The following is a 13,255-nucleotide window of genomic DNA, read 5'->3' as shown; positions in this document are numbered from 1 at the left end:
AGGTGTTTTCATGACAGTTATTGCTAACGTAAAAACGTGTCTTGCTAGTTTAAAAGGTGCTCAAGCAAGCTTAAGTACTCTTTCACAAAATACTTCGGATGAAGAAGCAAAGCGCGTATTTCATGAATGCATGTTAGAGATGGATAGCGTTATCGCTGATTTAAAAGATCGAGTTTCAGTATTAGAACGTGAAGAACCTCAATATAAAGGGTTTTAAGCAGACTGGAGGAATTTGTTATGTCTCATCTACCCGAATGGACACTTGTCATTCTCCGCTCTGTATTTATATTAATGATTTTATTCGCTATTACAAAATGGTTAGGTAAAAGACAAATTTCTCAACTTTCCTTTTTTGAATATATAGCGGGAATGACAATTGGTGATATTGCTGCTCAAATCACAACAGGGCTAGATCAAAAATTTTTCCACGGCGTCTTTGCCATACTTATTTTTGCGGTAGTTCCTTTCTTCACAGGTCTTCTTTCTTTAAAGAACAAAGCAGCCAGAGATTTTTTTGAAGGAAAATCTACTGTTTTTATAAAAGATGGTAAAGTTCTCGAGGATAACTTAAAAAAAGAAAAATATACAAGCGACGAATTACTCGAGCTTCTTCGAAACAAAGGAACTTTCAGTATATCTGAAGTCGAATTTGCAGTATTGGAGCCAAGTGGTGAATTAAATGTATTATTAAAAAAAGACCGCCAACCACTTACAGCAAAAGATATCGGCTTAAAAGTACCAAACGAAAAAGAGCCACAAACTGTCATTATGGATGGTAATGTACTCGATGAGCCTCTGTCAGCAAGCGGACATAATCGAGCTTGGCTACATGCTGAACTAGAAAAACTCGGTGTCGTAATTGAAAATGTATTTCTCGGTCAAGTTGATTCGTATGGACAGCTTACAATTGATGTCTATAATGATAAACTTCAAATGCCTTCCCCGCAAAATAAACCTTTATTATTAGCATCTTTAAAAAAATGCCAAGCTGATCTAGAATTGTTCTCATTAGAAACAAAATCAAAATCAGCAAGTGAAATGTATAGTAAAAATGCAAAACAAATCGAACACATTTTAAATAAGGTAACCTACCTTTTAAAAGAATAAAACATGAAAGAACGCCTCTATCAAACAGGCGTTCTTTTATTATTACTACACTTTTTCTTACGTTTAATTTTATGGAATTCGGTTATGATGTTGAAAGGTACATAAGCAGGGAATTGCAAGAAGCATAGCGAATAAATCATCTTACAACTACATATTTTTTGATTTTTTGATTTAAAGTGGTTTTGTTTGACCTTTATTGACCATAATTGTATTATAAGACTAAGAAAGCTTTCAAAGGAGGAAATAACAGATGAATTTAATTCCTACAGTAATTGAACAAACAAATCGTGGAGAACGCGCTTACGATATTTACTCTCGACTATTAAAAGACCGCATCATTATGCTTGGTAGCGCAATTGATGACAATGTAGCAAACTCAATCGTTTCCCAGCTTTTATTCTTGGAATCTCAAGATCCAGAAAAAGATATTCATTTATACATTAACAGCCCTGGTGGTTCTATTACAGCAGGTATGGCCATCTATGACACAATGCAGTTCATTAAGCCAAACGTATCAACTATTTGTATCGGTATGGCAGCATCTATGGGTGCATTCCTACTTGCAGCTGGTGAAAAAGGAAAACGCTTCGCACTTCCAAACAGTGAAGTTATGATCCACCAACCACTTGGTGGTGCACAAGGACAAGCAACTGAAATTGAAATCGCTGCAAAACGCATCCTATTCCTACGCGATAAATTAAACAAAATCCTTGCAGAACGCACAGGCCAACCACTAGAAGTCATCGAACGCGACACAGACCGTGACAACTTCATGACAGCCGAAAAAGCACTAGAATACGGCCTAATCGATAGAATCTTTACAAACCGTTAATACTACTAAAAGCGGAAGCGGCTCGCTCAGAATCGCCACGTAAAAAAGGGCTATCGCAACATTGCGATAGCCCTTTTTATCAAGCACATTACTAAATACCATCAATCCAACACAAGTTATCGACCGCTCGACAATATTCGGCAAGTTCATCCAATCAATAAAAGCTATCGCGTTTACGCGATAGCTTTTATTGATTATTTTGCACGTAAGCAACGAGCGCTTCTAATGCTTCTTCCGCATCTGAACCTTCTGCCGTAATTGTTATGTGACTACCAGATCCAATCGCTAAGCTCATAACCCCCATTATACTCTTAGCGTTAATTGTTTTGTCATCTTTCTCAATGAAAATATCAGCATGAAAGCGATTTGCCTCTTGCACAAACAACGCAGCCGGACGTGCTTGCAAACCATCTTTTCGTGCAACCTCAACTTTTTTTTGAACCACGGCTCCATTTCCCCTTTACCTTTATTTTTTTACTACTGTTTCCCCCGCACGTAATTTCTCCGCAATTTCGTCGATTTTACGCAAACGATGATTGATACCTGATTTACTAATTTTCCCTCCAGATACCATCTCGCCTAATTCTTTCAATGTTACATCTTGATAATTAACTCTTAGTTGTGCAATCTCTCTTAATTTGTCTGGCAAAATATCAAGGCCAACCGTCTCATCAATGTAGCGAATATTTTCAATTTGCCTTAATGCCGCACCAATTGTCTTGTTGAGATTAGCTGTTTCACAATTTACTAAGCGATTAACGGAATTACGCATATCGCGAACAATACGAATATCTTCAAATTTTAAGAGTGCATTATGCGCGCCAATAATATTTAAAAATTCCGTAATTTTCTCTGCCTCTTTTAAATACGTAATATAACCTTTTCGCCTTTCCAACGTCTTACTATTTAAATCAAATCCATTCATCAATTCACATATAGAATCATTATGTTCCTTATATAACGAAAAGATTTCTAAATGATAAGATGATGTTTCTGGGTTATTTACTGAACCACCTGCTAAAAATGCTCCTCGTAAATACGATCTTTTACAACATTTCTTCTCAATTAATTCTTGTGATATATTGCGGATAAACGAAAAGTCCTCTCGAACAATTTGAAGATCTGCTAAAATTTCGCGTGATTTTTCAACAAGCCGAACGATATAGACATTATTTTTCTTTAATCGCATTTTTTTTCGAACAAGTAGTTCTACCGTTACGTTATAGCCCTTTTTCAAAAGTGTATAAATCCTTCGCGCAATTGCTGCGTTTTCCGTTTGAATATCTATGGATAGACGACGATTTGAAAAAGAAAGCGACCCGTTCATTCGAAGTAATGCTGATAACTCAGCTTTCTCACAGCATTCTTTCATTTCAAGCTTTGTGAGCTCTTTCTTTGTTTCCGAAGCAAATGACACAGTCAACACCTCCTTATACAATATTTTGGAACAAAAATCTTGTCCTATATGAATGAGGAGCGTTACCTCAAACGAGGCAACGCACATTTATAACAATGAATATAAAATAGAAGCTAGCTTTAACGTATCATGTCTTACAACATGATTATCATATTTCGCTAATTGGGCTGGAATAACCTCAATATTATTTTCAGTAAAACGTTCTTCATCCACTACAACTGGGGCAGACATTTCTTTCTCATATAACTTACGTAATTCACAGGGAATATCACGGTTATTCACAATTGCAGTATCGATAAATGGTTGTCCTAAATGATCATGTAACGCCTGGACATGATCAAAAGCAGTATATCCCATTGTCTCACCGGCTTGTGTCATAACATTACATACATATACCTTCTTCGCTTTTGCAGCAAGAACAGCGTCCCCAATTTTGTTAACAACTAAATTCGGCAATATACTCGTATACAAACTTCCCGGACCGAAAACAAGTAAATCAGCTCGTTTAATCTCAGCTAACGTCTCATGCAATGGCTCTACATCTTCTGGAGTTAAAAAGACACGGTTAATCTTCTTTCCGTAATAAGGAATTTTTGATTCACCTGTTACAACTTCTCCATCTTCTAGTTCCGCATGAAGTACGGCGCTTTGATTCGCTGCTGGTAATACACGTCCTCTAACATTTAATACTTTACTCGTTTCTGTAATCGCATGGAAAAAGTCTCCTGTAATCGCGGTCATACCTGCCAATAATAGATTTCCTAACGCATGACCCTTCAGTCCGTCTCCTGTTGTAAAACGATGCTGAAATAAAGCTTCCACCAGTGGCTCTACATCCGATAACGCAACAAGTACGTTACGAATGTCACCAGGGGGTGGAATTTCTAGCTCATCACGTAACCTACCCGAACTGCCACCATCATCAGCGATTGTAACAACTGCTGTAATATCAACAGGATATTGCTTTAATCCTCTTAATAAAACAGAAAGTCCAGTTCCTCCTCCCATGATGACAATTTTAGGTTTTCTCTCTTTTTTCATCCTTTAATGGCCCTTTCTCTTCTCCACATCACGATGAGATACATGAACACTATAATCTGGTTTCAAATGTTTCCCAAGGTACTCTGCAAGCGTAACAGAACGATGCTGTCCACCTGTACATCCAATTGCAATTACAAGTTGACTCTTACCTTCTCTTTTGTAATGAGGCAGCATGAAAGTAATCAGATCCGTCAACTTCTCTAAAAACTTATGTGTCTCATTAAACTTTAGTACATAAGATGAAACTTCTTCATCTAGTCCTGTTAATGGCTTCATATGTGGAATGTAGTATGGATTTGGTAAAAAACGAACATCGAATACTAAATCTGCATCAATTGGAATACCGTACTTAAATCCAAACGACATGACATTTACACGAAACGCTTGCTCAGTTTCTGTTGAAAACAGCTGAACAATTTTTTCACGTAATTCTTTCGGTTTTAAATCCGATGTATCAAGCACAATATTCGCTCTTGCTTTCATGTCTGTTAATAAACCGCGCTCCGCCTCGATACCTTTTAAAGGAAGACCAGTTGGCGCAAGTGGATGCGAACGTCTCGTTTCCTTATAGCGCGTTACAAGCGTACTATCCTTCGCATCTAAAAATAAGATATGAGGAATAATCCAAGTTCGTTCTGATAAATCATCAAGTGCTCCCCATAAATGTTCAAAAAACTCGCGGCCACGTAAATCAATACCTAGCGCAACTTTATTCATCTTGCTTTTTGAATCTGCCATCAACTCAACAAACTTTGGCAATAACATCGGAGGTAAATTATCTACACAGAAATACCCTAAATCTTCAAAACTTTGTAGTGCTACTGTTTTTCCAGCACCAGACATTCCTGTAATAATTACCATTTTAATATCATTATTCTCTGTCATCGTATCCCCTCCCGGAAGATTTAGCTTGGGTCTAATCGATATGAAAGTAATTCAAAATCTGGTGTATATACAAATGTACCGTAAATGATACCGTTTCCTTTAATTAAATAATCAATGATATGATAATCCCCCGGTGCCATCGGTAATTCATCAATTTTATCAAGTGTGTGCCAGCCAATAATGCCTTCTTCGCTTTCTAATTTGTTTTCTCCTGCAAAATCAGTTGCCAAGAAGGAGAACATCATCCATTCAGAAACAACTTTATCACCCTCTTGAATGACAAAGGTGAAGACCCCTTTTAATGTTGGGTTCTTTAAATATATCCCTGTTTCTTCACGATATTCGCGAACGACTGAATCTCTTATTGTCTCACCGCGCTCCATCTTCCCGCCAGGTGCAACCCACCAATTTCGACGCGGCTTTTGGAGTAGGAGGACTTCATTCCCTTTCATTAACACACAGTTTGTGACTCTTTGCATGTTTCTTCACCTCAGCTACTTGCGATGAATAATCTCATCTCATCACATACTTACTTCATTATACTATCAAAAACAGTTTGCCACAATGAAGGAGACTCTCTCCCAAAATAAGGGATTCTCTACTTAATTTCTATAAAAAATCCCCTTAACGAACTATATCGCTAAGGGGACTGCTTTCCTTATTTCTTACCGAAATAGGATACAATCACAAACCCTAAAATAAATGTAATAATAGAACTTACAATTGAAATTCCACCGTTCGGAATTCCAGGAAATACGACTGCAATCGATCCAATTACAAGCCCGATAATCGCTGCGAATGTCGTACTTTTATAATTTGATAATAAGTAGCTAATTCCTTTACTACTTACAACAAATCCTACTACAACACCTACACCAATTACAGCAATTAGCGGCAAATTCAATGTTGTTAATGCATGAATTGCAGTTGGGTATACGCCGATAATTAATAAAATAAATGACCCGCTAATACCAGGAAGAAGCATTGCCATACTCGCCAGCCATCCTGCTAAAAACAATCCAATTGTATTTAAAACCGTAAGAGTTGTAATTGGATCCGCAGCTTTATCTGGTTTAAAAAAAGCTGTAGCAGCCACAAGAATAGCCGCAATAATCATGACAATCATATGACTACCTTTAAAGGTTTCTTTCGCATTTGCTTCTCTCATTAACATGGGTAAAATACTAACAATTAAACCAAGAAAGAAGAACTGCGTCGGTTCATAATAATTTGCCAATAAATATTTAATGACATGACTTAATGTTAAAAATGCCGCTGCAACGCCCATAACAAGAGGAATTAAAAAACTTAAATGCTTTTTCCATTCCCGGCTAAAAAATCCGCTAATCGCTGCTAGCAACCTCTCATAAATCCCTAATACAACCGCAATTGTTCCACCGCTTACACCCGGAATTAAATCACTAACTCCCATACAAAAACCACGATATATATTACGCCATTCCATATCGAATAAACTCCTCATTTCTTATCAGCATTTTTTCGTAAACTTTAGTATATCAATAAGAAATCTTATAATCCAAACATTTTTTGACAAACATTTGACATTTTGAGTAAAAATGAAAAGACGAAAGCTATCATTTGCAGATCACTTTCGTCTAAAAAAATCGTACTTTTTATTTTTCCGTTACAGTGTTTAATTCCTCTAATAACTCTTCTACATAGTGCTGTACGCTTTGTGCTGCGATACTACCGTCGCCAGTTGCTGTAACAATTTGGCGAAGCATTTTTTCACGAATATCGCCAGCTGCGAAGATACCAGGTACTTTCGTTTCCATGCGCTCATTTGTTTCAATATAACCATTTTCATTTGTAATACCTAATGCAGCAAATGGTTTTGATAATGGTAACATACCGATATAAACGAAGACACCGTCCGCTTTAAATTCTGTTTCTTCACCAGTGTTCACATCTACAATTGTAACACTACCTACTTTACCGTTTTCCTCGTTAATTTGTTTTACAGTGTGATTCCAAATGAAGTCTATTTTCTCATTTTGGAAAGCGCGGTCTTGCAGGATTTTCTGTGCCCGAAGAGCATCGCGACGATGAATGATTGTTACTTTTGAAGCGAAGCGTGTTAAATATACACCCTCTTCAACCGCTGAGTCTCCACCACCGATAACAACAAGTTCTTTCTCTTTAAAGAATGCACCATCACATACTGCGCAGTAAGATACACCGCGTCCCCCAAGTTCTTTTTCACCTGGAACACCAAGTTTTTTATACTCTGCCCCACTTGCAATGATAATGGCACGTGCTTTGTACTCTTTTTTACCTGCTATAATTGTTTTATATTCTTTTCCATCGATGACTTCTTTTACGTCACCATATGCGTATTCCGCACCAAATTTCTTTGCGTGCTCAAACATTTTATTGGATAAATCCGGCCCTAAAATGGATTCATAACCTGGATAGTTCTCTACCTCTTCTGTATTTGCCATTTGTCCGCCTGGAATACCACGTTCTAACATAAGTGTACTTAAATTCGCACGAGATGTATAAACTGCAGCTGTCATCCCAGCTGGTCCAGCACCAATAATAATGACATCATAAATTTTTTCTTCTGACACACTATTCACTCCTATTCATACCTACAACTTACCCTCATTATACTGTTAGCATTTGCTTTTTCCTAGTGATATGCCTATGCATGTGTACGTCTTACTGCTTGCACATATTTTCTTAGCGTAGCCACAGATACATTATATATATTTCCTAGTTCGGCCTGTGTCATTTTATTTTTTTTCTCACCGCGCACAATATATTCAATTGCCGCTGACCATCCAAATATATTTGTAAAAGCCGTATCGGAAGTATATAAACGTATGAAAGTGCAGAACCAAAAATGTAAGCACTCTTCAATTAATTCATCTTCTTTATTTGTATAGTTATATAAGATATCCGCAATTCGAATACATTGTTCAAATGGCTTTAGTTCAGACGGAATACTCTTATGACTGCCAAGTAAGAAGAAGTATTTTGCAATTTCCGACACAATAGGAACACCGTTCTTCGCCTGTACAATATCAAAGAAAAAGCCAATTTTTTCAGGCGTTTTCAATTCATTCATTAAATATAGAGCTAACATTTGCTCTTCTAATGTTGCACTTTCTTGAAATGTTTTGCGCAATTCTTCGAATAAAACTTTTTGCCCTTCATCAGCTAAATTCAAGGCATTCCAAGGTTCTTTTCCTTTTTTATCAGGGTGTAACTCTACAACTGACTGCCACATCTTCTCTGCTGTATGATAGTCTTTTACCATATAAGAAGCGTATGCAAACCAATAATAAAAGCTAACATCACCATCATATCCTTGACGCTTCAATAACTTTAACCATTTATAAGCATGAGCAAAATAACCGATAGTTGCAAACGTCGTCCCTAATTTTAATCGATGTTCAAATGAAATTGGATATACAGATTTCATTTGCTCCGCTAGCGCTTCTACTTGCTTATGTTCTCCAATTGAGTATAGAAAAATAAGCGTGTTACAAAGAGCATGCATATTGCCGGGATTTTTCTCTAAAATCATTTCTGTTAACTTCAGCGCCTGATCTACGTTCCCCGACTGAAAATGAGCAATTGCTAAATTATTATAACCGGACCAAAATTCCGGATAATCCTTCGTCACAATTTCTAAAGTAGCAATCGCTTCTTCTAATTGACCATTACGAATATAACGATTTGCTTCTTCCTGCATCACAATCAGTTCATCTTCATCTTCCATCTCTTCAGCATCCAATGATTCCTCTTCCATAATTTCAAGTAATTCCAACGTATCTTCTACAAATTCCTTTTCAGTTGCAATTTCTAAATATTTCTCCGCATATTTTTTTGCCTGTTGAAATAAGCCAAGATAGGCATAATTATTCGCGATAAAATAATAGCACTGTTCAATCTCAGAATGAGAACGAATCAATTTCAGAAGAATTTGATTCGACTCTTGGTATTCACCAACCTCAGATAGCACAGTTGCTAATTGGCATAAAATAAACGGCTCTTTCTTATTTTGTGCCGCTCTACGAAAATATTTAATCGCTTCTTCTAATTTATGCCCTTGATACGCTTTCATCCCTTTTTTATAAAAGAAGTCTGCTAATTGATGAAAAGAGATAACTTGTCCGTTCTCCTTATATATTCTTTGATTTTTCCCCATAAATCCTCCAGTTTTTGTTTTCTACGCTCACGCATTATTCTATCTTTAAGTATAAACGATTCTAAAAAAAACAAAACAGTATATTATAATCAATTATTTCCTTTTTATTCATCAAAAGAGAAAGAAAATGTTACATTTTCAATCTTGATCTTCTTTCGGATAAATAATACGCATCGGATTCCCACCTACAAACGCGCCGCTTGGAACATCGCGGTGAACGAGCGTACCTGCAGAAACAATAGCACCATCCCCAATTGTAACGCCTGGTAATATTGTTGAATTTGCCCCAATCATTACTTCATCTCCAATGATTACTTCCCCAAGTCGATATTCAGTAATTAAATATTCATGAGCTAAAATTGTCGTATTATAACCAATGATTGAATTTGCTCCAACTGTAATCTTTTCTGGAAACATAATATCCGGCATTACCATAAGCGCAAATGCGGTTTGCTTTCCTACTTCCATTCGCAAAAACGTGCGATATAACCAATTTTTTATCGTTAAAAACGGTGTATAACGCGCAATTTGAATCACAATAAAGTTTTTCATGACCTTCCAAAATGATACAGTTTTATATACATTCCATAATGAATTTGCTCCTGAAACAGGGTAGCGCGTTGTCCGTCGCACTTTCACACACTCCCTCTCTCCACTATTCAGACAAAATTGATAATAAATCACTCATTTTATCTAGTACATAGTCTGGTTTATAGGATTCTAAATATGCTCTCCCTTTAATCGTCCACCCTACCGCTGCCGTTTTTGTGCCAGCATTCTGTCCACCTACAATATCATGATGATTATCGCCAACCATTAATGTTTCTTCTGGTTTTGCATCTAATAATTGAAGAGCTTTTTGAATTGGCTCAGGATGTGGTTTCACATGTTCTACATCGTCAATTGTGACTACTACATCAAAAAATTCATGTAGCTTGGACCAATTCAATCCCATCTCCACTGTTTGTCTTGCTTTTGTTGTGACAATCCCAATTTTATATCCCTTTTCTTTTAATGTTTGAACTGTCTCATAAACAGTTTCATATTCTTCTACTAGTTCATCATGATGATCGTGATTAAATTGGCGATAGCGTGTAATCATTTCCTCTACTTTACTTTCATCAATAGAATGAAATGTTTCATGTAAAGATGGCCCAATAAACGGTAAGACATCTTCACGCTTATACTGATTTGGATAATATGTATTCAAAGTATGTAAAAAAGAAGAAATAATAAGTTCGTTTGTATTAATTAATGTTCCATCTAAATCAAATAGCACTGTATTTATCTTCATCTTTCTCATTTTCCTTTCTATTTCAGCTGGCTCAATACGAAAGAAGCAGCACCCTCTATAAGATGCTACTTTCCTCTACTTTTCTAAATATCTTTTATCAGCTTGCCCCGTTTTACGTCTTACAATTATAAAAATAATTGAAATAACAATCAGCCCAATAGACATCACTTGCGCAATACGAAGTGGCCCTAACATTAAACTATCTGTACGCAATTCTTCTACAAAGAAACGGCCAATTGAATACCAAATTAAATATGTAAAAAACAATTCACCGCGGCGCAAGTTTGCTTTTCGCAATAACAATAATAAAATAACCCCAGCAAAACTCCATAATGATTCATATAAGAACGTTGGATGATAATAGACACCATCAATATACATTTGATTCACAATAAAGTCCGGTAAATGCAAACCTTCTAAAAACTGTCTTGTTACTTCACCACCATGAGCTTCTTGGTTCATAAAATTGCCCCAACGACCAATCGCTTGTCCAAGAAGGATACTTGGTGCCGCAATATCCGCTAACTTCCAAAACGAAATCCTTTTTACTTTTGCATAGATAATTCCCGTCATGACAGCTCCAATTAAACCACCATGAATGGCCAATCCACCTTGCCGAGTATTAATAATTTGAATCGGATTTTGCATATAGTATTCCCATTCAAACGCAACATAGTATGCCCTTGCACAAATAATCGCAATTGGCACTGCGAATAAAACAAGATCGACAAATGTATCCTTCGGAATACCTAATCGTTCTCCTTCACGAGTAGCCAACCAAAGCCCGAGTAGAACGCCAGTCCCGATAATAATTCCATACCAATAGACTGGAAATGGTCCAAGATGAATGGCTACACGGTCTAACTGCGGTACAGACCCTAAAAGCATATGTATGACCTCCTTTTGTGCCTACTCCTGATTCCCTAATTCAATCGCACTCATTAACCGTTCTGAAAATTGCTGAGCTGCATTAACTCCCATACGTTTTAATCTGAAGTTCATCGCCGCTACCTCGATAATGACCGCTAAGTTTCGGCCTGGGCGAACTGGAAGTGTAATCTTCGTAAGTTCTGTATCGATAATCTTCATTTTTTCTTCATCAAGACCTAGGCGATCGTAGTTTTTATTTTGATCCCAAATCTCAAGATTAATAACAAGCGTAATACGCTTATAATTTCGGACAGCACCTGCACCAAATAACGTCATAACGTTAATGATACCTAAACCACGAATTTCTAATAAATGTTCTATTAAATCTGGAGAGCTTCCTACTAATGTATCTTCATCTTCTTGACGGATTTCTACACTATCGTCAGCTACTAGACGATGACCACGCTTGACAAGTTCAAGAGCCGTTTCGCTTTTCCCAACGCCACTTTGACCTATAATTAAAACTCCAACACCGTAAACGTCTACTAATACACCGTGAACAGCTGTTGTTGGTGCCAACTTTCCTTCTAAGTAGTTCGTTAAACGACTTGATAATCTCGTTGTCGTTTGGGAAGAACGTAACAATGGCACACCTGATTCACGTGATGCTTGTAATAATTCCTTAGGTACATCTTGATTACGCGTAACGATAATACAAGGTGTTTCCTCTGTACAAAGCGCCTTCATTCTTTCTTGTTTTTGATCATTTGTTAACGTATCAAAGAAAGTAAGCTCTGTTTTTCCAAGAAGCTGAACACGATCTGCTGGATAATAAGTAAAAAAGCCTGCCATTTCAATTCCAGGTCGCGATAAATCACTTGTATCAATCGGACGATGAATTCCTTCTTCACCACTTACGAGTTCCAATTGAAATTGTTCAATTAAATCCTTTGTCCTTACTTTAGGCATACATAAACCTCCACTCCGCTGCGGGCTCATTCTCATTTGATGTACAATTCCATTCTAACGGATATTGTACCACTTTTTTCTGAAAACAAGAAATACGGTTTCTAGCAAATAGAAAAAAAACATTTCATAGCACTGATGAAATGTTTTTCTATTTGTCACTTTTCTATTTCTTTTCAGATAACGGCTCCACAATCACTTTATCAATTAACATATTAAGAATAGAAATACAAATGGCTGCAATAATGGCCACGCCAAATCCTGATATGTTAAAAGCATCGCCTAATAACGAATCTGTTATTTTCAAAGTAATGGCATTGATGATAATAAGGAAAAAACCAAATGTGAGTACCGTAATTGGTAATGTAATCAAAATTAAAAATGGTTTTACAACTACATTTAAAATCGCCAAAATAATACTTGCAATAATGGCTGTTTGAATGTTTTCTATGTAAAATGCGTCTGGTGCGATTCCTTTTAAAAGTCCGGATACAACAATTAATACTACGCTATTTACAAGAAGTGATAGAATCCATCTCATTTTCTTACACATCCTTTTATTATATATATATTTAATCATACGCTAATAGACTATAAACGCCAAGTGCGAATCCCAAAAAGAAAACTTCTATAACAACTTATTCTATCCTTCTCTCTTGTATCCCC

The 13,255-nt window shown here is 36.6% G+C and carries 16 protein-coding genes; 3 read left to right on the top strand and 13 right to left on the bottom strand.

Features of this window, described 5'->3' with window-relative positions:
* Positions 1 to 10: 10 nt before the first annotated feature.
* From MR056_RS12660 to clpP, 3 genes are all read left to right on the top strand, one after another.
* Positions 11 to 217: a DUF1657 domain-containing protein gene (locus MR056_RS12660; protein ID WP_012096145.1), complete on the top strand. Its 207-nt coding sequence runs from the start codon at positions 11 to 13 to the stop codon at positions 215 to 217.
* Positions 218 to 237: 20 nt separating this feature from the next.
* The gene (locus MR056_RS12655) at positions 238 to 1,107 is read left to right on the top strand and encodes a DUF421 domain-containing protein (RefSeq protein ID WP_087095558.1); all 870 of its coding nucleotides are present in this window, start codon (positions 238 to 240) and stop codon (positions 1,105 to 1,107) included.
* A gap of 250 nt (positions 1,108 to 1,357) precedes the next feature.
* On the top strand, positions 1,358 to 1,939 hold the full coding sequence (gene clpP, locus MR056_RS12650) for an ATP-dependent Clp endopeptidase proteolytic subunit ClpP (RefSeq protein WP_012096148.1): 582 nt from the start codon (positions 1,358 to 1,360) through the stop codon (positions 1,937 to 1,939).
* 187 nt (positions 1,940 to 2,126) lie between these two features.
* Here clpP and MR056_RS12645 read toward each other — a convergent pair whose 3' ends face one another.
* The 13 genes from MR056_RS12645 to MR056_RS12585 all read right to left on the bottom strand — a co-directional run bounded on the left by MR056_RS12645 (position 2,127) and on the right by MR056_RS12585 (position 13,130).
* Complete coding sequence (locus MR056_RS12645) at positions 2,127 to 2,384, bottom strand: HPr family phosphocarrier protein (protein ID WP_012096149.1); 258 nt, start codon at positions 2,382 to 2,384, stop codon at positions 2,127 to 2,129.
* Between the two features lie 21 nt (positions 2,385 to 2,405).
* Complete coding sequence (gene whiA / locus MR056_RS12640) at positions 2,406 to 3,356, bottom strand: DNA-binding protein WhiA (RefSeq protein ID WP_012096150.1); 951 nt, start codon at positions 3,354 to 3,356, stop codon at positions 2,406 to 2,408.
* Between the two features lie 87 nt (positions 3,357 to 3,443).
* Positions 3,444 to 4,397: a gluconeogenesis factor YvcK family protein gene (locus MR056_RS12635; protein WP_012096151.1), complete on the bottom strand. Its 954-nt coding sequence runs from the start codon at positions 4,395 to 4,397 to the stop codon at positions 3,444 to 3,446.
* A 3-nt stretch (positions 4,398 to 4,400) separates the two neighbouring features.
* Complete coding sequence (gene rapZ, locus MR056_RS12630) at positions 4,401 to 5,282, bottom strand: RNase adapter RapZ (RefSeq protein WP_012096152.1); 882 nt, start codon at positions 5,280 to 5,282, stop codon at positions 4,401 to 4,403.
* Between the two features lie 20 nt (positions 5,283 to 5,302).
* Positions 5,303 to 5,761, bottom strand: coding sequence for an NUDIX hydrolase (locus tag MR056_RS12625; protein ID WP_012096153.1), 459 nt, complete (start codon positions 5,759 to 5,761; stop codon positions 5,303 to 5,305).
* Between the two features lie 179 nt (positions 5,762 to 5,940).
* The gene (locus MR056_RS12620; RefSeq protein ID WP_012096154.1) at positions 5,941 to 6,747 is read right to left on the bottom strand and encodes a DUF368 domain-containing protein; all 807 of its coding nucleotides are present in this window, start codon (positions 6,745 to 6,747) and stop codon (positions 5,941 to 5,943) included.
* Positions 6,748 to 6,916: 169 nt separating this feature from the next.
* Complete coding sequence (trxB, locus tag MR056_RS12615; protein WP_012096155.1) at positions 6,917 to 7,873, bottom strand: thioredoxin-disulfide reductase; 957 nt, start codon at positions 7,871 to 7,873, stop codon at positions 6,917 to 6,919.
* A 74-nt stretch (positions 7,874 to 7,947) separates the two neighbouring features.
* The gene (locus MR056_RS12610; RefSeq protein WP_012096156.1) at positions 7,948 to 9,459 is read right to left on the bottom strand and encodes a tetratricopeptide repeat protein; all 1,512 of its coding nucleotides are present in this window, start codon (positions 9,457 to 9,459) and stop codon (positions 7,948 to 7,950) included.
* Positions 9,460 to 9,597: 138 nt separating this feature from the next.
* The gene (locus MR056_RS12605) at positions 9,598 to 10,092 is read right to left on the bottom strand and encodes an acyltransferase (RefSeq protein ID WP_041810607.1); all 495 of its coding nucleotides are present in this window, start codon (positions 10,090 to 10,092) and stop codon (positions 9,598 to 9,600) included.
* 22 nt (positions 10,093 to 10,114) lie between these two features.
* Positions 10,115 to 10,753, bottom strand: coding sequence for a pyrophosphatase PpaX (gene ppaX, locus MR056_RS12600; RefSeq protein WP_012096158.1), 639 nt, complete (start codon positions 10,751 to 10,753; stop codon positions 10,115 to 10,117).
* Positions 10,754 to 10,828: 75 nt separating this feature from the next.
* Positions 10,829 to 11,641: a prolipoprotein diacylglyceryl transferase gene (gene lgt / locus MR056_RS12595; RefSeq protein ID WP_012096159.1), complete on the bottom strand. Its 813-nt coding sequence runs from the start codon at positions 11,639 to 11,641 to the stop codon at positions 10,829 to 10,831.
* Between the two features lie 21 nt (positions 11,642 to 11,662).
* The gene (gene hprK, locus MR056_RS12590) at positions 11,663 to 12,592 is read right to left on the bottom strand and encodes an HPr(Ser) kinase/phosphatase (protein ID WP_012096160.1); all 930 of its coding nucleotides are present in this window, start codon (positions 12,590 to 12,592) and stop codon (positions 11,663 to 11,665) included.
* Between the two features lie 163 nt (positions 12,593 to 12,755).
* The gene (locus tag MR056_RS12585; RefSeq protein ID WP_012096161.1) at positions 12,756 to 13,130 is read right to left on the bottom strand and encodes a phage holin family protein; all 375 of its coding nucleotides are present in this window, start codon (positions 13,128 to 13,130) and stop codon (positions 12,756 to 12,758) included.
* Positions 13,131 to 13,255: the final 125 nt, after the last annotated feature.

Source organism: Bacillus cereus group sp. BfR-BA-01360, assembly GCF_022663595.1.
Classification (GTDB): domain Bacteria; phylum Bacillota; class Bacilli; order Bacillales; family Bacillaceae_G; genus Bacillus_A; species Bacillus_A cytotoxicus.
Note: the sequence above shows the minus strand (reverse complement) of the source record. Positions and strands in the feature narration are given on the sequence as shown.

Excerpts from the sequence above, each read along its gene's own strand:
- MR056_RS12660 (WP_012096145.1), top strand. The coding sequence starts at position 11 with ATGACAGTTATTGCTAACGTAAAAACGTGTCTTGCTAGTTTAAAAGGT.
- MR056_RS12655 (WP_087095558.1), top strand. The coding sequence starts at position 238 with ATGTCTCATCTACCCGAATGGACACTTGTCATTCTCCGCTCTGTATTT.
- clpP (WP_012096148.1), top strand. The coding sequence starts at position 1,358 with ATGAATTTAATTCCTACAGTAATTGAACAAACAAATCGTGGAGAACGC.
- MR056_RS12635 (WP_012096151.1), bottom strand. The coding sequence starts at position 4,397 with ATGAAAAAAGAGAGAAAACCTAAAATTGTCATCATGGGAGGAGGAACT.
- rapZ (WP_012096152.1), bottom strand. The coding sequence starts at position 5,282 with ATGACAGAGAATAATGATATTAAAATGGTAATTATTACAGGAATGTCT.
- MR056_RS12625 (WP_012096153.1), bottom strand. The coding sequence starts at position 5,761 with ATGCAAAGAGTCACAAACTGTGTGTTAATGAAAGGGAATGAAGTCCTC.
- MR056_RS12620 (WP_012096154.1), bottom strand. The coding sequence starts at position 6,747 with ATGGAATGGCGTAATATATATCGTGGTTTTTGTATGGGAGTTAGTGAT.
- MR056_RS12610 (WP_012096156.1), bottom strand. The coding sequence starts at position 9,459 with ATGGGGAAAAATCAAAGAATATATAAGGAGAACGGACAAGTTATCTCT.
- ppaX (WP_012096158.1), bottom strand. The coding sequence starts at position 10,753 with ATGAAGATAAATACAGTGCTATTTGATTTAGATGGAACATTAATTAAT.
- lgt (WP_012096159.1), bottom strand. The coding sequence starts at position 11,641 with ATGCTTTTAGGGTCTGTACCGCAGTTAGACCGTGTAGCCATTCATCTT.
- hprK (WP_012096160.1), bottom strand. The coding sequence starts at position 12,592 with ATGCCTAAAGTAAGGACAAAGGATTTAATTGAACAATTTCAATTGGAA.
- MR056_RS12585 (WP_012096161.1), bottom strand. The coding sequence starts at position 13,130 with ATGAGATGGATTCTATCACTTCTTGTAAATAGCGTAGTATTAATTGTT.